Source organism: Pseudomonas sp. 13B_3.2_Bac1 (genome assembly GCF_025466205.1).
In the GTDB taxonomy this organism is placed as follows: Bacteria; Pseudomonadota; Gammaproteobacteria; order Pseudomonadales; family Pseudomonadaceae; genus Aquipseudomonas; species Aquipseudomonas fluorescens_H.
In genome coordinates this window covers 1-20,629 of the sequence record NZ_JANLOG010000041.1, presented here as the reverse complement: position 1 = coordinate 20,629, position 20,629 = coordinate 1, and the positions used below count along the sequence as shown (strand labels likewise).

Sequence of the window (20,629 nt, the reverse complement as noted above, 5' to 3'; positions counted from 1 at the left end):
TATGGAAAAACCGCCTGTCGACCCGCAAAACCCATGGCTGGAACTGCGCCGCCTGACCCCGGCGCGCATCGCCCTCGGCCGCACCGGCACCAGCCTGCCGACCAGCGCGCAACTGGACTTCCAGTTTGCCCACGCTCAGGCACGGGATGCGGTGCATCTGCCGTTCGATCATGCCGGGCTCAGCGCGCAACTGCGCGAACGCGGGCGCGAGAGCCTGTTGCTGCATAGCGCGGCAACGGATCGCAACAGCTATCTGCAACGGCCGGATCTGGGGCGCAAGCTCAGCGACGCGTCGGCACAGACCCTGCGTGATTACGCTGCGGCGCACCCTGGCGGCGTCGATCTGGCGATTGTGGTGGCGGACGGTCTGTCGGCGCTGGCAGTGCATCGGCACACCCTGCCGTTTCTCGGCCGTCTGGAGGAACAAATGGCCGGCGACGGCTGGTCCGTTGCCCCGGTGGTGCTGGTGGAACAGGGCCGCGTCGCCGTCGGTGACGAAATCGGCCAGTTGCTCGGCGCGAAAATGCTCGTAATGCTGATCGGAGAGCGCCCGGGCCTCAGCTCGCCCGACAGCCTGGGGTTATATTTCACCTACAATCCAAAGATCGGGCTGACCGATGCCTACCGCAATTGCATCTCCAACGTGCGGCTTGAAGGTTTGAGTTACGGGATGGCGGCACATCGCTTGCTGTATCTGATGCGCGAAGCCTGTCGGCGGCAGCTGTCGGGGGTCAATCTGAAGGACGAAGCACAGGTTCAGACGCTGGAGTCGGACGCTGGTGCGGACATGAAGGGAAACTTCCTACTCGATCCGCCCACAACCTGAACCGTTTCCGCATTGCGTTTCTGCGCTGCTTTCAGGCAGGATCGATGCACGGCCGCAGGGTTTCCCATCGCCGTCAGAGCAGTTGAAGACAGCCACTTGAAGACGAGACCTATCATGCGGATTATTCAAGCGACCCTCGAACACCTGGATTTGCTGACCCCGTTGTTCGTCAAATATCGCGAGTTCTACGGTTCCCTGCCTTACCCGGATTCCTCCCGCGCGTTTCTCGAAAAACGCCTGCGCCGTAAGGAATCGGTGATTTATCTGGCCCTGGCCGATGATGACGACAAGAAACTGATGGGTTTCTGTCAGCTGTATCCAAGCTTTTCCTCGCTGTCGCTCAAGCGCGTGTGGATCCTCAACGACATCTATGTCGCCGAAGACGCCCGCCGCCAACTGGTGGCCGACAACCTGATCCGCACCGCGAAGAAAATGGCCAAGGAAACCCAGGCCGTGCGCATGCGCGTTTCCACCAGCAGCAATAATGAAGTGGCGCAGAAGACCTACGAGTCGATCGGCTTCAAGGAAGACACCGAGTTCAAGAACTACGTTCTGCCGATCAGCGACGAGCTCTGAAATCAAAAGATCGCAGCCTGCGGCAGCTCCTACAGGGGTAACGCATTCCAAAGGTAGGAGCTGCCGAAGGCTGCGATCTTTTTAGCCCCTCCCGTTATTCCTGACAATTCATCACACCCCGACATCCCTCGCTACAAAACCAACGCGCTTTTCACCTCTCAGCCCGTATAATCCCGAGCTTTCCGGCTTGTAAGAAAAACTACACCCCGCTGTAGGCTTACACCCGAATCATCCGCACAGGCTTGCCGAGTCAGGCCATCACCACAGGTGCCCCCATGGATTTCAACCCGCTCGACCTTATCCTGCATCTCGACGTGTATCTCGATTTGCTGGTAACCAACTACGGGCCGTGGATCTACGCGATTCTGTTCGCAGTCATCTTCTGTGAAACCGGTCTGGTGGTGATGCCGTTCCTGCCGGGCGATTCGCTGTTGTTCATCGCCGGTGCCGTTGCTGCGGGCGGTGGCATGGATCCGGTTCTGCTGGGCGGTCTGCTGATGCTCGCGGCGATCCTTGGCGACAGCACCAACTATGTGATTGGACGAACCGCGGGTGAAAAACTCTTCAGCAACCCGAACTCGAAAATCTTCCGTCGCGACTACCTGCAGAAAACCCACGATTTCTACGACAAGCACGGTGGTAAAACCGTGACTCTGGCGCGTTTCCTGCCAATCATCCGCACGTTTGCCCCGTTCGTCGCCGGCGTCGGGAAAATGCCGTACCCGCGCTTCTTCGCTTTCAGCGTGTTCGGCACCATCCTCTGGGTCGGCGGCCTGGTGACCCTGGGTTACTTCTTCGGCAACGTGCCGTTCATCAAGAAGAACCTGTCGCTGCTGGTGGTCGGCATCATCCTGCTGTCGCTGGTGCCGATGATCATCGGTGTGGTGCGCAGCCGTTTCGGCGGCGCCAAAGCCGAAACCCACTGATCCGATGTGGTCACTGAGCGCCTGGCGTCGCCGGCGCATTCTGGCCAGGCACCCGATTGCCGACGAGATGTGGCAACGGGTGCGTCATCACCTGAGCTTTCTCGACGGCATCAGCGCCGCCGAAGACCAGTGGCTGCGTGAAGCCAGCGTCCTGTTCCTCGAAGAAAAACACCTGACCGCCCTGCCCGGTGTCGAACTGCATCAGGAACAACGCCTGCTGCTCGCCGCCCAGGCCCAGTTGCCGTTGCTCAATCTGGGCGATTTGAACTGGTATCAGGGTTTCCACGAAATCGTCCTCTACCCCGATGACTTCCTCAGCCCGCAACGGCATCGCGATGCCAGCGGCGTCGAGCACGAGTGGGACGGTGAACACAGCGGCGAAGCTTGGCAACAGGGGCCGATCATCCTCGCCTGGCCGGGCGTGATGGCCAGTGGAGGCTGGGAAGGCTATAACCTGGTGATCCACGAACTGGCGCACAAACTCGACATGCTCAATGGCGACGCCAACGGCCTGCCACCGCTGCACGCCGACATGCGCGTCAGCGACTGGGCCGAGGTCATGCAACACGCTTACGATCACCTCAACCGCCAGCTCGACCGTAACCCCGACGCCGAAACCGCCATCGACCCCTACGCCGCCGAGAACCCGGCGGAATTCTTCGCGGTCACCAGCGAATACTTCTTCAGCGCCCCGGATCTGCTGCACGCGGCTTATCCACAGGTCTACTTGCAGCTGCAGCTTTTCTACCGGCAGGATCCGCTGGGCAGGCTGCGGCAACTTCAGGCCACAGACCCGGTCTACCAGGCGCACGAGTAAGCGCTGCACGACTTCTGGTACGTGGCGTCGGCTTAGGAATATGCCTATAATCGCCGCCACTTTTTGGTCAATCCGGCCAAGTGTTTTTGGTCAACTACGGGGGCAACGCCCAATGAGCTACAGCAAGATTCCGGCTGGCAAAGACCTGCCGAACGACATCTACGTCGCGATCGAGATCCCGGCCAACCACGCGCCGATCAAATACGAAATCGACAAAGACAGCGATTGCCTGTTCGTTGACCGTTTCATGGCCACCCCAATGTTCTACCCGGCCAACTACGGTTACATCCCGAACACCCTGGCTGACGACGGTGATCCCCTCGACGTGCTGGTTGTGACCCCTTACCCGGTTGCTCCAGGCTCGGTGATCCGCGCGCGTCCAGTCGGCATCCTGAACATGACCGACGACGGCGGCGGCGATGCCAAAGTCATCGCAGTCCCACACGACAAGCTGTCCCAGCTGTACGTCGACGTGAAGGAATACACCGACCTGCCACCGCTGCTGATCCAGCAGATCGAGCACTTCTTTGCAAACTACAAAGATCTCGAAAAAGGCAAATGGGTCAAGATCGAAGGCTGGGACGGCGCTGACGCCGCTCGCGCTGCGATCACCAAGTCGGTTGCTGCCTACAAGGGCTAAGCGCCTGCTTGCTGCATGACGCTTGAAGAAAACCCCGGTTGATCCGGGGTTTTTTGTGCCTGGGAAAAGTCGTCTTAAACAGTGTGTTTACGACGGACTACAGAAAAGTTTTAAGGCGTGTAATTTCCCACAAGCACGTCTTACATCCAGTCGCAAAATACAGCCGCTTTTTGAACACCCAGTTTATTCAAACCGCTCTAGCACGGCCGTAGACTCCGTGTTTATGAGAAAGAACACTAGCGGTCCAAGATTCAAGGCACTCCTGGAAGCAGCGAACATCACCACCACGGGATTCGCAAAGTTCTGGGGCACGGAAGCCCAAAATATTCATAACTGGTACACCCGGGGCGTCCCGGCGTATCGCATGGAGGAAGTCTCACGCCTGCTCTCGGTCAACAGCGACTGGCTGAAAACCGGCGAAGGCACCAAGGAATCACCCCGCCTGCACACCCCTGCCAGCAACGGCGATATCTTTGACGCGCAGTCCGTCAACGGCGTCTATTCGATTATCGACCCCAACGACATCGAACTGCCGTTTTTCAAGGAAACTCCGCTCAGCGCCGGCGCCGACAAAACCCACGTCATCCTCGACCCCGAACATACCGTCCGCCTGCCCCGCGCCCACCTCGCCCAACTGGAAATCCGCCCCGGCGACGCCATCTGCGCACACATGATCGGCAACAGCATGGCCGAGCGCATCGAAGACGGCTCGATCATCGGCATCGACCGCGGCCTGACCCAGGTGGTCGACGGCGAAATCTACGCCATCGAACACGACGGCATGCTGCGCATCAAATACCTGCACCGCATGCCCGGCAACGCCCTGCGCCTGCGCAGCCACAACAGCGCCGAATACCCGGACGAAATCTTCCGCGCGGCGCAGATCGATGAACAGCGGATACACATTCTGGGCTGGGTATTCTGGTGGTCGACCCTGGGCAAACGCCGACCGGTGGTGCCGTTTCTCTGATCCTCTCTCGCTCCCGGCCCCTGCACAGAACCCTGTGGGAGCGGGCTTGCCCGCGATGAGGCCCTGAAAGTCAGTACAAATTGCGAATTTCTACCACCGCAGTGGCTCTATTCCGCAGTTGAGACTGGGAATCCCCCACAAAACTCAGTATCCTGCGCCCCACATTTGCGCATCCCCCGCTCCCGCGGCCCAGATGACGCCCGACGCGGCAGACCAACGTCTGACCAAGTCCCACAGCCGGACGCAGATCCGGGTGTACGTTTTGAAGGCTGACGCGGTTTACCAAAAATAAACCAAGCCAGTCCCCGAGAAGCCGGCCACAAGCCGGCTTTTTAATGCCTGAAAGAAAGCCAGGCCTACCGTCTGAAACCTGAATTCCCATTTGCCTGGTTCGGTGCCCCTTGCTACCGTAACGACAAACGTCATTACAGGTATCGCATCATGGCCTCTATCAACATCCGCATTGATGATGAGCTGAAACAGCGCTCCTTTGCCGAACTTGAGAAGCTCGGCATCACACCTTCGGAGCTTCTGCGCCAAACACTTCAATACGTTGCTGAGCGGGGCAAACTGCCGTTCAAGACCGCACTGATCAGCGAAGAAGATGAAGCGCTCATTGCCGTAGTCAGCGAACGTCTCGCCTCACCTCAACGTGTCAAGGTAAGTCTGGATGACCTATAGCCTTGAATTCGATCGTCGTGCATTAAAAGAGTGGAACAAACTGGGCGATACGATTCGCCAGCAGTTCAAAAAGAAGCTCTCTGAGGTGTTAGAGAATCCTCGAGTAGAAGCCAATCGACTTCGCGAACTGCCGGATTGCTACAAAGTGAAGCTGAAAAGCGCTGGATATCGCTTGATCTACCAGGTGCTTGATCAAGAGATCGTGGTGTTTGTAGTCGCTATAGGGAAGCGAGAGCGAGAGGCTGCTTACGAGGTCGCGCAAGATCGGCTGTCGCCCCAGCCCTGAGCTTCTTTGAAATGGGCAGCAACCTGCTGCCCAATCCTCACGGATAACTGAACGCCTTCACCAACGTCAACTCCCCCACCGCCCGCATCGGCACCACAAACGTCTCCATCTTCTCGCTCGGCGTACCCTCTTCGGTAATCACCGTCACCTGCGCCGTGGTCAACGGTTGCACCGCCTCTTCCCCACCCTCGTCATCCCCGCGATAGCCGCCACCAAAATAATTCACATACACCAGATACTGCCCTTTGATCGGTGCCGGCATGGCGAAGATTTCCGGGCCGTAGCCGGTGGTGACGTCGACGTCGAGCGCCGCGCCGTTGGGGGCGACGCGGTCGCCGTACCAGATGTGCGCGCCGTCGGGGGTGATCAGGTGCAGGTCGAGGTCGGTGCCGTCGCTGTCCCACGACAGCAGCACACGCAGTTTGGCCGGGGTGGCGCCGCCGCTGGCGTTGAGGAATTGGGTGCGGTGGCGTTGCTGGCCGTCAGGGCTGCGCACTTCGACGCTGTTGCTGCCGTTGGGGAAGGAGAATGGGCGGTCAAAATGGCCGCTGTCGTCGATTTTCAGCGGCATGCTGACGCCGTTGACGATCAGCCGGCCCGGCTCCTTGCTCTTGGGGGTGGCCTTGATTTCGCCACGGATGCGTGCGGTGTTGGCCTGGCCAACCGGTGTATTGACCGAGGAGGCCGGGTAGTTGACGGTCTGGCGGAAGTTTTCGCCTTCGCCCTCGGGCGCGCCGGTGCGCCAGCCGCCGACCGGGGTGTCGAGTTTGACGCTGTCGGCGGCCATTGCCATCGGCAATGCATGGAACGCGCAGAGCAACAGCAAGACCTGTGGATAACGGAGTGTCATGGTCTATTCCAGCAAGAGGTGACGGGCGAGCCCTTCGATGTAGGTTTCATCCTGGCCATTGGGATGTGCCTCAAAGGCCAGGTGCAGGTATTCGTGAGTCAGGTCGAGGCGATCCTGCAGCGTCAGCACGCCGCGCACGTAAATACGTTGGCGTTCGCGATCGACAAAGGGGCGACCGAAAGCGAGTTTGCACACGGCGAAGGTGCTGACTTCGTTGTAGCCGGTTTCGCTTTCAAGCTTAGGACGCCAGCCACGACGCTGCTTTTGCAGCCAGTCTTGCGCGGCGGGCAGTGCTTCGCAGGAGGCGACCGGGTTGTCCCAGCGGCTGAGACTGGCGCGCGGGTAGGCGTGCAGCAGAATCGCATCGTAGCGCTGGCCGGCGTTGGCCTGTTCGACGGCTTGTTGCCAGGCGAGTTTGTCCGGGCCGGGTTGATCGGAGTGATAGGTGACGGTGCTGCCGGCCAGCACCAGATCCGCTGTCCACGCCGCGATGTTGCGCGACTCGGCGGAAGCCGGGCGTGGGGCGACGCGCTGACGGTTACTGCTGTCGTCGATACTCAGACAATCGCCATTGCGCGTGGCGTTTTGCAGCAAGTAGGTGCGGATCGCCACGGCCAGCGCCTTGGCGGCTTCGGCGGGTTCGGGTTTGGCTTCACGCTCAAGGACGCGGGCGACGTATTCTTCGCGATCGAGCCGTGCGACGAGTTTGTCGTTGAGCAGAAACAGTTCGCCAGCGCTGTGGATATCCAGCGCATTGCCATTGGCGAATTCGACGCGGTAGTCGCCCTGCAATGGGCCAGAAGTCACCACCTGCTCGCCAGCCAGAACCCGCATCAACGGATAACGCGAGAACAGTCCGACCTCAACACAACGCCCCGCCTCCGCCGGCCACGTTGTTGGCAACACCGACGCCAACGCCTGCTCGTAATGGCGCAAAACCATCTGACTGGTGCCACGTCCACCGGCCCAGATCGGCGAGCCATCTGCCGTCCAACCGGCGAAACCACCCTGCCGCGATTGCCGATCCTGATCGCCGAGCCAGCTCCAGGTCTTCACCCGCAGGCGGCCACCGAGTTCGCCGACGACATTGCCATCCGCCGCATTCAGCACGACGTCGAGCAATACTCGGCGCATCTGCTCCTGCGCCGGCAGCACCGACAACACCTTCAGCAAGTCAGCCACGGAAACCCGGGTAGCCGGTTGCACGGCTGGCAAATCCAGCAACCACGACGGTGCCTGCCGCGATTGCCAATACGTGCGCCAATCGGCAGCAGCAATGCCCAATCGCGCCGGCTCAAAGTACAAGCCGCAGGATTTGACCAACGCCTGATCGCGCTCGATCTTGCCGCCCGCCGAGCAGCAATAAACCTCCTCCTTCGACTGCCCGCGACATTCATACGCTGGCTCGCGCGCGCCGGTATCCACCAGCCACGCATAGACGAACAATTTCCACAGGCTGCCCAGCGGCGTATCCAGCGTCGGCGGCAAGGGTTCGCGAGCGATCAGTTGCGTGTGATTCAACGACAGCAACTCGCCCTTGTACGCCAGCCGCAACGGCTCATCCTGCGCCGTCGCCAGCGCAGGCATCACACACATCAGCAGCCATAGCAGCGGCCGGTTCATGTCAGTTGACCGTGACCTGACCGAGGGCAGCTTGCGCTTCCTGGGCCTGATGCTGCGGGGCGTAGACCTGAGTGAAGCGCACCGGCGGCAGGTTGAACTGACCCTTCTGCGAGAAACGCACCAGATGGCGCAGACGCAATTCGCCGCTCAGCGCATCCACCGGCACCGCGTAAGCCAGTTGCCCCGGCTCGAAGCGTGCTTTCTCCAGCGCGGTCGGTTCGGTGCCGTCCTTGCCCTGCAACTTGATGCCCCAGGTGGTGCGCTCGACATCGGCGCCCGGTGGCAGCGGCACTTCGAGCATGCCGTAGCGCAGCGGTTTCGGCGCCTTGCTGGTGAGGATCACTTCGTCCAGGTACAGGCTGTCGCTGGACAGCGGTTTGCTGCCGACCGGCTCCAGCTTGAAGGTGAACGCTTCATCGCCTGGCACCAGTCGCGACAGGCGTCGGGTGATGGTCACGGCCATTGGATCGACCGCCGGTTGCCGGGTCTGGAAGCTCAGGAGCGCCCGCAGCGGACGCTCCTGAGTGCCGGACACCGACAACACGCTCGGCACCGGTGTCGCACCCTGCCACGTCCAGAACATCTCGCCGGTCGCGCCGTAGTTTTTCTTCCAGCCTTCACCCGGCATCAGCGCGATGGTCGGCGAGGCCTGGGCGATGCTGCGTTGCAACCAGCTCAGCGCCAGGGCGCGCTCGAGGGTCGATTGCTGTGGCAGCAGACGTTGCAGCAACGCCGTCGCACGGGCCTGATCGAACGCTTGCAGCGACAGGTTCAGCGCTTCGGCAAACGGCTGCGAACTGACCGCCAGACGTTGTTGTGCCGCGCCAACCTGACGATTGAATGCGTCCGGCAACGCGACTTTCGACTGAGTCGCCAGCGACGCGGTCAACACCCGCGCCGCCGCCAGACCGAGCGCCGAATCCGGGTCACTCATCACCAGGCTGTCTTCGCCGTCGTCCATCAGGGTTTCGGCATTGCCCTCACCGGCCTTGGCCAGATCGTCCATCAATCCGCTGAGCAAAGTGTTCACCGGCAGGTGCATCTGCTTGGCGAACGACAGAATCAGTGCCCGCTGCAGCAGCGGCGTGTTCGGCGCTTGCTTGGCGTAGACCTCCAGCACTCGCTGCCAGTGCTCCGGTGGCAAGGTCAGCTCCAGCACTTGGCTGGCGTTCCAGTCGGCGTAGTAGGCGTAAGCGGTGAGGAACGCGTCCGGCTCGCCGTCGAAGCCCCACCAGGTGAAGCTCGCCGACGGCCCGGCCATTTGCACCAGACGCAGGCGGCTGTTCTGCATGATCAGGCGCAGGCGATCGCGGATCTGCGGGCTCGACGCCAGCGACGGATAAGCGATGCTCAGCGGCAGCAAACGACTGGCCGTCTGCTCGACGCCGCCGTATGGGTAGCTCAGCAGATCGTCGAGCGCGGAACGGAACAGCGCTTGCGGACTGTCATCCAGACGCAGACGAATGTCAGTGGCGTCCGCCGGCAGGCTCAACGGCGTGTCGCTGCTGGCCACGTCGAGGCTTTGGGTTTGCGTGACTTGCCAGCCGTCACCGGTCGCGCTCAGGCGCACGGCCAGCGAGTCCGCGGTTTTGCCATCCTGTACCAGTTCGGCGGTCCACTCACCGGTCGCCAGCGCAAACGCTGGCAGCGGCACGTAGTTGATGCCGTTATTCAGGGTCACCGGCAGGCGTTGTTCGGCGCCTGCGTAATGGGTGACCAGCTCAGCCTTGACCGGTTTTTCCGCCTGGCTGAAGGCGAACACACCGAGTTGCGGCTGATCGCCCTTGCGGAATTTGCTCGGCCCGCTCCATTTCAGGTACAGCGGTTTTTCCGAACGGACGAACTGCTTCTTCTGCCCGACCTGACCGTCATCGGCAATGGCGCGGGCGGTGATGCGCCAGCGGGTCAGCGAGTCCGGCATCTTGAAGGTGAACCGGGTTTTGCCGTCGGCACCGGTCAACAATTCCGGCTGCCAAGCAGCGGTGTCGACGTCTTCGCGACGCGGACGCTCCAGCACTTTCACCCCACGCTCGCTGCGGTTGGCCTTGCCCGGCGCGCCGGGGCTGCCCGGCAACGCCACGTCGTAACTGATGAACGACAGGCTGGCGCTGGTGCGCACGCTGTTGCGGCGTGGGTGGTAGAAGAACTGGTCGATGGTCGGTGCGACTTCCGGTTGCAGCGCGTAGACCATTTCATCGACGACGCTGACGGTCAGATGCGCCGGGACCGCTTTGCCGGCGAACTGCGTGGTCAGGTCGACGGTGACGGTATCGCCCGGCAGATACACCGCTTTGTCGGTGCTGATGGCCACGTCGATTTGCGGTGCGATCACTTTGATCCCGGCGTTCTGGAAACTGTACTGCCCGCCCTTGGTGTACAGCACCGAGAAGGTCAGGTTCGGCGCGAAGTTGTCCTTCACCGGAATGCGCGCGCGGTATTGGGTGTCGCTGAGTTTTTCCAGTTTCAGCCAGTCGCCGCCCTTGGCCAGCAGCGCGGTGGCTTCGACCTTGTCACGCTCCAGCGACAGCAGGGCATCGCTGACCGGCTCCGGGAACGTGATCAGCGCCAGCGCTTCATCGCCAGCCTTGTACTCGGGCTTGTCGAGGACGATTTCCACAGTGCCCGGCACCGCTTTGACGCCGTCACCAGTGACCGAATGGCCGGTGGCGCCGAGGACGCCACCGTGTTGATCTTTCAGCGTCAGGTTGTAAGTACCCGGACGCTCGAAGGCAATGCTGAAACCCTTGTCCGTCGCCGCAAGCTTGCCTTCAGCGGTGCTCTGGTCTTCCAGGCGCACCCAGCTGTAGCTGCTCGGGGTGACGGCTTTGCTTTGCTCGCTGCCACCTTCGTTGACGTAGCTGAACGAGACTTTGTCGTTGACCGCGCTGAAACGTTGCGGCGCGCTCAGACGGAAGCTTGCGGCGCCACGGTCGATGAGGATTTCCTTGGTGGTCTTGACCCGATACGCCGCGCCATCGCTGGCAAACACGGTGAGCATGTAACGGCTCGGTTTGTCGGCGGCCGGCAGGTCGAGGGTCGCGTTGCCTTTGCTGTCGGTGGTCAGTTCGGTGCTGGTCAGTTCCACCGGGAATTGCCCAAGGTATTGCAGCTCGTTGTCGACCATCGACAGTTGCTGGGCACGCAGGCTCAGGGTCAATTTGGCGTTGGCCACCGGTTTGCCGTCCGGATACAGCAGCACCAGACTGCCCTTCACCGGCTCGCCGGTGCGGTAATCCTGCTTGGCCAGGTTCAGCGAAATCTCGAAGTGCGGCTTGATGTATTCGGCCACGCGGAAGGCGCTGCTGTAGGCCTGATCCTTGTAGTTGAAACGAATCTCGTAGCCACCGGCCACGGCGTTATCCGGCAACTGGAAGCGGCCCTGGGTACCGGCCTTGGAATCGAGTTTCAGGTCGAGGTGTTGCAGCTCGGTGCCGGTGGCATCCAGTACGCTGACCGTGACGTCCGCCGCACCCGGCAATACCGAATCCCGCGCATTCTTGAACTCGCGACCGACGATTTTCAGCGATACCCAATCCCCCGGGCGATACAGCGGTCGATCAGTGAACGCGTAGAGTTTGGTGTCGTAGATTTCGCTGTCGTAATAGAAGTTCTCGGAGACGAACACCCCGCCCTCTTCGTCCTCGCCGATCACGAACGAGCGCTCGGGGCTGACGTGTTTCAGACGCAGCAAACCATCGGCATCGGTGGCGCCGCTGCTCATCACGCCGAGGCCGTCAGTCCACAGCACATTGACCTTCGGCACCGAACTGCCTTCGTGTTTGCGCGCAGCCCAGACCAGCAACTCATCACCGGCAATCTTGCTCACCGCCACGGTGTTGGAGACGAAAACCATGGTGGTCGCGCGGTACTTGCCGATCAGCGCTTCGACCAGATACAGGCCCGGTTTCAGCTTGCCCAACGGGATGTACACGTTACCCGGTGCAACGCTGACGAACTCGCTGGAAGACCCGGCCAGATTGACCCCGGCCGGCGGCTGAATCGGTTTGGCCTGCCACAGCGGATAACGGAACTGGCTGACCACCGGCAGACCCGGAATCAGCGCGAATTGCGGCTGTGCGTCGTACGGGGTCGGCGCAGCGATGGCGTTGCCCATCTTCAGTTCCGGCACTTCCTCGGTGACCTGCTTGCGCGATTCGTAGGAGAACGCGCGCTGCATCACCCGCCGCGATTTGCGGTACCAGTTGTCCCACAGGTACGCGAGGGTGTTGGACAGGCCTTCGCCCTTGAACTGACCGTCGCTGACCACGCGGTGCAGGTTCTTCTGACGCTTGAGGAAATCCAGCGGTTTGTCGATGCGATACACGCGAATGTCGGCGCCGCCGTACGGTTCCATGCGGAAGCGCCGGTAGTCGCGGCCCGGCGCTTCGAGACGCACCATCGCCTGCTCGTCGGCGGCGAAACTGCTGTCGGCCAGCAGGAAGAAGCTTTCACCAGAGACCGGCGTGTAGCCGCTCGGCTCCACCGAATCTTCAGCGTTGACGGTCGCCAGTGGCAGCAACAGCGCCAGCAGCAGGGGAATTCGAGCGCAGAGTCGCAGCATGCGGGCACCGGTCATTGGGAGAGAAAGTTCAGTCGATAGACGCCGATGAAGTTGGGGTTGGCTGCGTCGGGTATCCATCGGGTGTCCTTCCATGTCATGAGTTGCTGCAGGCTTGCCGAACGCATGCCGTTGTCAGTGGGGGTGGTCGTGCCGGTGTGATAGGCGATGTAACGGCCCATCCAGATCATCAGGTGCTGGTCGTCACCCTGATCGAAAAACATCAGGTCGCCGGGGCGTGCCTGGGACACGTCACGGCTGACCAGATGGCTGTTGAACTGAATCAGTTTGATCGCGTTGACGTATGGCCCGACCTTGCCGCCGCCCTGCTGCCATTGCTGGGCGAGCTTGCGCTGCTCATCGCTGAGCGTCAGCTCCGGCGGCAGGTAGCGATTGGACAAGCCATTGCTGCGCAGCCATTTGTCGTCGTGGACTTTCAACGCTTCGTTGGCAGCGAAACGCACCAGCCCGGCACAGTCCTGCTGATACCAGCGCGGGCTCGGCCCCTGGCTCAGTTGCTCCTGAGCGATGCGCACGAACCAGGCGCGGAACACCTGGGACTGCGCCGGATCCAGTGCAGGCGCTTCGACGGCTCGGGCGCCGGCGCTGAGTAACAGCGCGAGCAGGCCGAGGCTGCGGATCAGTGTCGTCACAGCGCTTTCCATTCCAGCGGCAGCCATTGCCAGTGGCCGTCAGGCTCGCTGCCTTCGGGCAGGGTCAGCGCGTATTTGCCATAACCGCCGAGGGTGCGCAGTTTCGGGATCAGGTAGGTTTGCGCGGCGTTGTAGAACACCGGCTCCATGTCCTGCGGCAGGCTGTCGAGGGTTTCCTGCTGCATCAGTTGCGCCATCGCATCCGGACCGAAGTAGATCGGCATCAGCACGTCTTTGGGCAGCACGTCGGCCATCGGTGGGAAGCGTTTGTCGAGGGTGCCAATCGCCTTTTCCACCAGTTTGTCGTCGAGGGAAAACAGCAGGGTCGAGTTGTGACGCGCCATGCTGACTTTCATGAACGCCTTGCCGGTGATCGCGTCCGGGTTCTCGGCATCCTTGGCCGGGTACTGGCCAAAATTCGAGCTGACCTGACGCTGCCACACGTGGCTCTGGCCTTCCTGCTTCTCGACCACCGGGAATGCGTGGTACTCAACGTTGTTTTCATACGCGCCGATCATCGAACTGAACAATGCACCCAGTTCACCGTCGATCCGGCCGGTGTCCTCGTTCTTCAGGCTCGCCACCAGCAACGGCGTGTACAGGCGTGAGTCGGCATACCAGCACAGCCCGGCGGCACCGGCGACGTGGGTGATCATGCGTCCGGCCACGGCCTCGTCGGCGCCGAGTTTCACCAGCAATGGTTTCTGCGGTTCGGCCGCCACCGGCAAGGTCACGCAGGCACTGGCGCCCAGCGGCATGGCTTGCCACACCGGTTTGAAATCGAAGTCCGGCTGATTGTCCAGTTCGTCCATGGCCAGAAAGCTGTGCCAGCCCTTGTCGTCCATGTCGAAGCGCAGGCCGGCGAAGTTCGGGATGAAGCGCTGATACCCCATGGCAAGCACGCTGGAGCTCACCGACAGGCGCTGTTTGATTTCCGGCGCTTTCGTTGCCAAACCGAAGGCTTCGGGGAACAGTTTGTCGCCATTGAGCAACGCTGCCAGCGCTTGTGAAGACACGTGGCCCGACTCCTCCGAGGCGCCGTTGTCGGCGTCGTAGTATTTGGCCGGATTGGACAGCACTACCAGCTTGTCGCCGCGCGAAGCGAACAGCAGCGATTTGCTGGCGTTGTAGCTGAGCTGATAGAGCGTCACCTCGTCGCTGCCGACTTTCAGTGTGCCGAACTTGCTCAGTTGCGAGTCATCCAGCGCGACTTTCGCCAGCGGCTCCAGCAGTTTCGCCAGACCGCCGCGATCCATCACCAGCAGGAAATCCTTGAGTCGGCCATCGGCGCCCCGCCACAACGCGACATCGGCTGGCTGATCGAAAAGCTGCTCGATCAGGCTGTCCTGCAGCTTCAGGTCGTGCTCGTAAATGATCCGTCGCAGGCTGCCGATCAGGCCGAGGCGGTCAGCGTGGGTTTCGTAATAGAAGACGAAATCTTCGGTGAGCGTGGCCTTGAGGAACGGCACCGTCAGCAGGTCCTTGGGCAACTGGCTCAGGGAGCGGGTTTCCAGCAGTGCGTCCGGGCGGCTCAGGCCGAGCTTGTCGCTGGCAAGTAGAGCCGCCGGCAACTTGGGCTTGTGCAGCAGCCAGCCGAGACCACCCGCTACCCCGGCCACCAGGACCAGGCCAATCAGCAGCGCCGGCCAGCGCCGGGAAGGTTTGCCGGCAGGTGTCGGGACGGCCGGAGAAGCAGCGTTATCACTCATGTTCACAAAACCCGAAGTTCATCCGTGGAGCGGGATGCTTAATAGTTGAAAGTCTTGACCAGCAGCAGATCACCGATCGCCCGCAGGGGCACGATGAACGTTTCACGTTTTTCGTCGACCGTGTTTTCGTTGAGCACCAGCGTGATTTGCGAGGTGATGACCTCGTTCTGATTGCTGGCCTCCTCGAAGTTATAGCCGCCGTCGCCAAAGTTGCCCCAATAGTTGACGTAAACCAGATAGGTGCCATGCAGCGGCGCGGTCATGGTGAACATTTCCGGGCCGGGGCCATCGACGCCGTCCGGGTCCAGACCGCCGCCGTTGGTCAGCGCCGTGTGGGCGAAAAACGCGTGCTGACCGTCGGGCGTAATGATGTGCAGGTCGAGTTCGGCCTTGGGATCGTCCCAACCCAGCACCACACGGATTTTCGCCGGCGTGCGCAGGTTGTTCGCTTCGTAGAACTGCACGCGCTTGAGCGACTGCCCCTCGGCGCTGCGCACTTCGACACTGTTGGAACCGGCGCCGAACGCATACGGACGGGCAAATCGCCCGTCATCGTCGGTGTACAGATTCAGTGGATTGCCATTGACCGCCAGCGTGTGCGGCCCGCGCTGATTGCCGATGGCCTTGAGCTGGCCCTGGATCATCGTGCGATTGCGCTGGATGCCACGGTCGATTGGCGGCGTCGGATAGGCGACTTGCGGGTTTTCACTGCGATCAAGCAAGCCGTTATAACGCCAGCCACCGGATGGTTCCGACAGCTCGGCAGTCGGCGCCGCCAGCAGCGCAGGCGCGCAAGCCATGCCGATCAGCAACAAAAGAAATGAACGCATGTAGTGCCTCCTGCCATGCCTGAACGAAACCTTGCACCCGATCCTCGGTACTTCACAGCGGTGGAAACTGCGTTTCGTCTGAAAGACCCCGTGACCAGCGGGTCGTAGAAGGCGCGAAGATTAGCGATTCGGCAGTTTTTTAACAATCGGATACATCTGGATTTGCTGTGGGAATCACGCCGTACGGGTGGACTGTGAGCCGAATAGCCGTCATATTCGGCTCACTAAATGAGCCGAATAGCATTTCTATTCGGCTCACGCCCCTATTACAGGCAGTAACCGATGACCACTCAATGGATCTGGCAGCAGCCGGATTGGCCCGACTTCAACTGGCAGGCAGAACGTCTGGCGCCGCTGCTGCGTGAATGCATTCAGGCACAAGGCCAATTGATGGGCATGGCCGGATCCGTGGGCAACTCCCTGAGCGCTCAGACCGAACTCGACGCACTGCTGCAAAACATCGTGACCTCTTCGGCCATTGAGGGTGAGCAGTTGAATGTCGGCTCGGTGCGTTCGTCATTGGCTCGACGCCTGGGGCTGGAATTGTCTGACGGCGATAAAGTCAGCCAACGCAGCGAAGGCCTTGCACAACTGATGCTCGACGCCACGCGGCGCTTCGCCGAACCACTGACGCTGGATCGACTGCTGGAATGGCATCGATGGTTGTTTCCGGATCAGGAAAGCGACTTCAGCGCACGATCAATGCATGTCGGTGCGCTTCGCGGCGAGGAGCCGATGCAGGTAGTTTCCGGTCGTCTCGACCGGCCCACTGTGCATTTCGAGGCCCCTCCGCGCCAAGGTCTCGAGCGACAGGTGGATAAATTTCTCGCCTGGTTCGAGGCCAGCCAGCATCAAACAGCGCTTGATCCTTTGCTACGTGCCGGCATCGCGCATTTCTGGTTTGTCACGCTGCATCCGTTTGATGACGGCAATGGTCGCCTTACTCGCACCCTTACCGATCTGGCGCTGGCGCGAGGTGAAGCCCAGGCGATCCGCTTTTACGCGATGTCGGCCAGCATTCTCGATGACCGCAACGGCTACTACCGAGTGCTCGAGGCCAGCCAAAAGGCCACGCTGGACGTCACCCAATGGCTCACCTGGTTTCTGCAGACTCTTTTACGCAGTCTGCAGCAAGCCATCGCACGGATCGAAAGCGTGCTGGGCAAAACACGCTTCTGGCAGGCACACCGTGAATCCGAACTGTCGGTGGAACAGAGTAAAGTGCTCAATCGCCTGCTCGACGGTGGAGAACGAGGCTTCGAGCACGGCATCAGCGCGGCACAGTATCAAGCGGTGGCCAAGGTCTCGAAAGCCACGGCAACCCGCCATCTGGCGGAACTGCTGGAAAAGGGCTGCCTGCAAAGAATGCCGGGGGGGGGACGGAGTACCCGCTACAAAATCAATTACCCGGGCGATTCCTCAAACTGACCACTGGCATCTGTAGTGAGGGGATAAGGGTCGGCCGCGCCCCGCTCATTTGCCCATAAACCCCCTATCTGCTAGTGTCGCGCCGGTTTAACGTCAACCGGAAATCGCCGCCATGGCCCGCAAAAAAGCTGCACTGGATTTCGAACAGTCCCTCGCCGACCTGCAAACACTGGTCGAGCGTCTGGAGAACGGTGAATTGTCGCTGGAAGACTCGCTGACCGCTTTCGAGCAGGGCATCGGCCTGACCCGTGACTGCCAGGCAGCGCTGGCCCAGGCCGAGCAGAAGGTGCAAGTGCTGCTGGAGCGCGATGGCGAACTCGCCGAGGAACCCTTCGACGCGGAACAGCCAGAATGATTGCGGCGTATTCGGCGACCAGCCAGGCGCGGGTCAATGCGGCACTGGAAATCCTCTTCAAGGCTCCGCTGCCGGAACTGTCGCGCCTGTATGAGGCAATGCACTACAGCGTGATGATCGGCGGCAAACGCGTGCGCCCGCTGCTGGCCTACGCCGCGTGCGAAGCGCTCGGTGGCAAGGCTGAGCAAGCCAACGGCGCGGCCTGCGCGGTGGAGCTGATCCACGCCTATTCGCTGGTGCACGACGATTTGCCGGCGATGGACGACGACGATTTGCGTCGCGGCCAGCCCACCACTCACAAGAAATTCGACGAAGCCTGCGCGATTCTCGCCGGTGACGGCTTGCAGAGCCTGGCCTTTAGCGCCCTGCTCGACCCGCGCCTGAGCAACCTCGACGCTGACATCCGTCTGCAACAGGTCACGGCGCTGGCGCATGCGGCAGGCCCGGCGGGCATGGTCGGCGGTCAGGCCATCGACCTCGGTTCGGTCGGTCTGAAGCTGGATCAGCAAGCACTGGAGCAGATGCACCGGCACAAGACCGGCGCGCTGATCGAAGTCAGCGTCAAACTCGGCGCCCTGGCCAGCGGCCGTGCCGAGCAGGATCAACTCAAAGCCCTGCAGACTTATGCACAGGCCATCGGTCTGGCCTTCCAGGTGCAGGACGACATTCTCGACGTCGAAAGCGATACCGAAACCCTCGGTAAACGCCAGGGCGCCGACATCGCCCGCGACAAACCGACCTACCCGGCCTTGCTGGGGCTGGACGCGGCCAAGGTCTACGCCCTGGAACTGCGCGATCAGGCACTGCACGCGCTGCGACCGTTTGACGCGGCAGCCGAGCCTTTGCGCGACCTGGCCCGGTATATCGTCGAGCGGCGTAACTGAACGCCAACCTGCCAAAAAAGACCAACGCGTGGGCAGGGGGCGATGCATCAGGTAAACTGCCGCATCTTTTATACCTATAACGATTCGCCTGATGCCCACGACGTTTCATGAGATTCCCCGCAAGCGCCCGACCACGCCCCTGCTCGACCGCGCGAACACGCCGGACGGCCTGCGCCGGTTAGGCGAAGCCGAGCTGGAAACCCTGGCCGATGAGTTGCGCCTGGAATTGCTCTACACGGTCGGCCAGACCGGTGGGCATTTCGGTGCCGGCCTGGGCGTCATCGAGCTGACCATCGCGTTGCATTACGTCTTCGACACCCCGGATGACCGGCTGGTGTGGGACGTCGGTCATCAGGCGTATCCGCACAAGATCCTCACCGGTCGCCGCCAGCGCATGGAAACCCTGCGCCAGAAGGACGGCATCGCCGCTTTCCCGCGTCGCGCCGAGAGCGAGTACGACACCTTTGGCGTCGGCCACTCCAGCACCTCGATCAGCGCCGCGCTGGGCATGGCCATTGCCGCCCGCCTGCAAAACAGCGATCGCAAGGCGATTGCGGTGATCGGTGACGGCGCGCTGACCGCCGGCATGGCCTTCGAGGCGCTGAACCATGCGCCGGAAGTCAACGCCAACATGCTGGTGATCCTCAACGACAACGACATGTCGATCTCGCGCAACGTCGGTGGTCTGTCGAATTATCTGGCGAAGATCCTTTCCAGCCGCACTTACGCGAGCATGCGTGAGGGCAGCAAGAAAGTCCTGTCGCGCCTGCCCGGCGCCTGGGAAATCGCCCGTCGCACCGAAGAATACGCCAAAGGCATGCTGGTTCCCGGCACCCTGTTCGAAGAGCTGGGCTGGAACTACATCGGCCCGATCGACGGCCACGACCTGCCAACCCTGATCGCTACCCTGCGCAACATGCGCGATCTGAAAGGCCCGCAGTTCCTGCACATCGTCACCAAGAAAGGCAAAGGCTTCGCCCCGGCGGAAGTCGATCCGATCGGTTACCACGCGATCACCAAGCTCGAACCGCTCGACGCTCCGGCCGCTGCGCCGAAAAAGGCTGGCGGGCCGAAGTATTCGGCGGTGTTCGGCGAATGGCTGTGCGACATGGCGGCGGCTGATCCGCGTCTGGTCGGCATCACCCCGGCGATGAAGGAAGGTTCGGACCTGGTGGCGTTCAGCGAACGTTTCCCGTTGCGCTACTTCGACGTGGCGATTGCCGAACAGCACGCGGTGACGTTCGCCGCCGGCATGGCCTGCGAAGGTGCCAAGCCTGTGGTGGCGATCTACTCGACGTTCCTGCAACGCGGATACGACCAGTTGGTGCATGACGTCGCGGTGCAGAACCTCGACGTGCTGTTCGCCATCGACCGCGCCGGTCTGGTGGGCGAAGACGGCCCGACCCACGCCGGCAGCTTCGATCTGTCCTACCTGCGCTGCATCCCGGGCATGGTCATCATGACCCCGAGCGATGAAAACGAATTGCGCAAGATGCTCACCACCGGCCACCTGTACAACGGCCCGGCGGCCGTGCGTTACCCGCGCGGCACTGGCCCGAACGCGACCATCGACAAGGATCTGGAGCCGATCGAAATCGGCAAGGGCATCGTCCGTCGCCAGGGCAGCAAAGTCGCCCTGCTGGTGTTCGGCGTGCAACTGAGCGAAGCGCTGAAAGTCGCCGAGAAGCTGGATGCGACCGTGGTCGACATGCGCTTCGTCAAGCCGCTGGATGAGGCACTGGTACGCGAAATCGCCGGCAACCACGAATTGCTGGTGACGATCGAAGAGAACGCGGTCATGGGCGGTGCCGGTGGCGCGGTCAGCGAGTTCCTGGCGCGCGAGAACATCCTCAAGTCGATGCTGCATCTGGGCTTGCCGGACATCTACGTCGAGCACGCCAAACCCGCGCAGATGCTGGCCGAGTGCGGGCTGGACGAAGCGGGAATCGAAGCTTCGATTCGTGAGCGTCTGGAACTGCTCAACAAGTAACACGCAATACCCATGTGGGAGCGGGCT

General features: G+C 61.5%; 18 protein-coding genes. 12 read left to right on the top strand and 6 right to left on the bottom strand.

The features are described 5' to 3' along the window. Window position 1: 1 nt before the first annotated feature. From eutC to NTD85_RS06130, 8 genes are all read left to right on the top strand, one after another. On the top strand, window positions 2–826 hold the full coding sequence (eutC, locus tag NTD85_RS06165) for an ethanolamine ammonia-lyase subunit EutC (protein ID WP_201136477.1): 825 nt from the start codon (window positions 2–4) through the stop codon (window positions 824–826). A 114-nt stretch (window positions 827–940) separates the two neighbouring features. Further along, entirely contained in the window at window positions 941–1,402 is a 462-nt protein-coding gene (locus NTD85_RS06160; RefSeq protein WP_003228592.1) for a GNAT family N-acetyltransferase, read from the top strand. A gap of 275 nt (window positions 1,403–1,677) precedes the next feature. Further along, window positions 1,678–2,328 (top strand): DedA family protein, encoded by a 651-nt coding sequence (locus NTD85_RS06155; RefSeq protein ID WP_003228594.1) that lies wholly within the window; start codon window positions 1,678–1,680, stop codon window positions 2,326–2,328. 4 nt (window positions 2,329–2,332) lie between these two features. Then, entirely contained in the window at window positions 2,333–3,145 is an 813-nt protein-coding gene (locus tag NTD85_RS06150; protein ID WP_262141703.1) for a zinc-dependent peptidase, read from the top strand. A 112-nt stretch (window positions 3,146–3,257) separates the two neighbouring features. After that, window positions 3,258–3,785 (top strand): inorganic diphosphatase, encoded by a 528-nt coding sequence (gene ppa, locus NTD85_RS06145; RefSeq protein ID WP_003228599.1) that lies wholly within the window; start codon window positions 3,258–3,260, stop codon window positions 3,783–3,785. 223 nt (window positions 3,786–4,008) lie between these two features. Beyond that, window positions 4,009–4,755 carry a helix-turn-helix transcriptional regulator gene (locus NTD85_RS06140; RefSeq protein ID WP_003228601.1) on the top strand — a complete coding sequence of 249 codons (747 nt, stop codon included), beginning with the start codon at window positions 4,009–4,011 and terminating at the stop codon, window positions 4,753–4,755. Between the two features lie 441 nt (window positions 4,756–5,196). Continuing rightward, window positions 5,197–5,436: a type II toxin-antitoxin system RelB/DinJ family antitoxin gene (locus NTD85_RS06135; protein WP_103483850.1), complete on the top strand. Its 240-nt coding sequence runs from the start codon at window positions 5,197–5,199 to the stop codon at window positions 5,434–5,436. Next, window positions 5,426–5,722 carry a type II toxin-antitoxin system RelE family toxin gene (locus NTD85_RS06130; RefSeq protein ID WP_262141702.1) on the top strand — a complete coding sequence of 99 codons (297 nt, stop codon included), beginning with the start codon at window positions 5,426–5,428 and terminating at the stop codon, window positions 5,720–5,722. Before NTD85_RS06135 ends, NTD85_RS06130 begins: the two co-directional genes overlap by 11 nt. 37 nt (window positions 5,723–5,759) lie before the next feature. On the opposite strand, the gene NTD85_RS06125 is transcribed toward NTD85_RS06130, so the two are convergent. Genes NTD85_RS06125 through NTD85_RS06100 form a run of 6 tightly spaced genes read right to left on the bottom strand, consistent with a single transcriptional unit; the run spans window position 5,760 to window position 15,945 of the window. After that, window positions 5,760–6,572: a YfaP family protein gene (locus NTD85_RS06125; RefSeq protein WP_262141701.1), complete on the bottom strand. Its 813-nt coding sequence runs from the start codon at window positions 6,570–6,572 to the stop codon at window positions 5,760–5,762. Between the two features lie 3 nt (window positions 6,573–6,575). Beyond that, complete coding sequence (locus tag NTD85_RS06120; RefSeq protein ID WP_262141700.1) at window positions 6,576–8,195, bottom strand: DUF2300 domain-containing protein; 1,620 nt, start codon at window positions 8,193–8,195, stop codon at window positions 6,576–6,578. A 1-nt stretch (window position 8,196) separates the two neighbouring features. After that, window positions 8,197–12,771 (bottom strand): alpha-2-macroglobulin family protein, encoded by a 4,575-nt coding sequence (locus NTD85_RS06115; RefSeq protein ID WP_262141698.1) that lies wholly within the window; start codon window positions 12,769–12,771, stop codon window positions 8,197–8,199. After that, complete coding sequence (locus NTD85_RS06110) at window positions 12,768–13,418, bottom strand: DUF1175 domain-containing protein (RefSeq protein ID WP_003228618.1); 651 nt, start codon at window positions 13,416–13,418, stop codon at window positions 12,768–12,770. The genes NTD85_RS06115 and NTD85_RS06110 overlap by 4 nt, the downstream gene beginning before the upstream one ends. Then, entirely contained in the window at window positions 13,403–15,115 is a 1,713-nt protein-coding gene (locus NTD85_RS06105) for a DUF2138 domain-containing protein (protein WP_003228620.1), read from the bottom strand. The genes NTD85_RS06110 and NTD85_RS06105 overlap by 16 nt, the downstream gene beginning before the upstream one ends. A gap of 38 nt (window positions 15,116–15,153) precedes the next feature. After that, window positions 15,154–15,945: a YfaP family protein gene (locus tag NTD85_RS06100; protein ID WP_103483856.1), complete on the bottom strand. Its 792-nt coding sequence runs from the start codon at window positions 15,943–15,945 to the stop codon at window positions 15,154–15,156. Window positions 15,946–16,227: 282 nt separating this feature from the next. Here NTD85_RS06100 and NTD85_RS06095 point away from each other — a divergent pair, with 282 nt between their 5' ends. From NTD85_RS06095 to dxs, 4 genes are all read left to right on the top strand, one after another. After that, a complete protein-coding gene (locus NTD85_RS06095) occupies window positions 16,228–17,373 on the top strand; it encodes a Fic family protein (protein ID WP_262141697.1) in 1,146 nt (381 codons plus the stop codon). 112 nt (window positions 17,374–17,485) lie between these two features. Further along, window positions 17,486–17,728: an exodeoxyribonuclease VII small subunit gene (locus tag NTD85_RS06090; protein WP_003228627.1), complete on the top strand. Its 243-nt coding sequence runs from the start codon at window positions 17,486–17,488 to the stop codon at window positions 17,726–17,728. Continuing rightward, the gene (gene ispA / locus NTD85_RS06085; RefSeq protein ID WP_183784243.1) at window positions 17,725–18,612 is read left to right on the top strand and encodes a (2E,6E)-farnesyl diphosphate synthase; all 888 of its coding nucleotides are present in this window, start codon (window positions 17,725–17,727) and stop codon (window positions 18,610–18,612) included. Before NTD85_RS06090 ends, ispA begins: the two co-directional genes overlap by 4 nt. 91 nt (window positions 18,613–18,703) lie before the next feature. Next, on the top strand, window positions 18,704–20,602 hold the full coding sequence (gene dxs / locus NTD85_RS06080; protein WP_103521353.1) for a 1-deoxy-D-xylulose-5-phosphate synthase: 1,899 nt from the start codon (window positions 18,704–18,706) through the stop codon (window positions 20,600–20,602). Window positions 20,603–20,629: the final 27 nt, after the last annotated feature.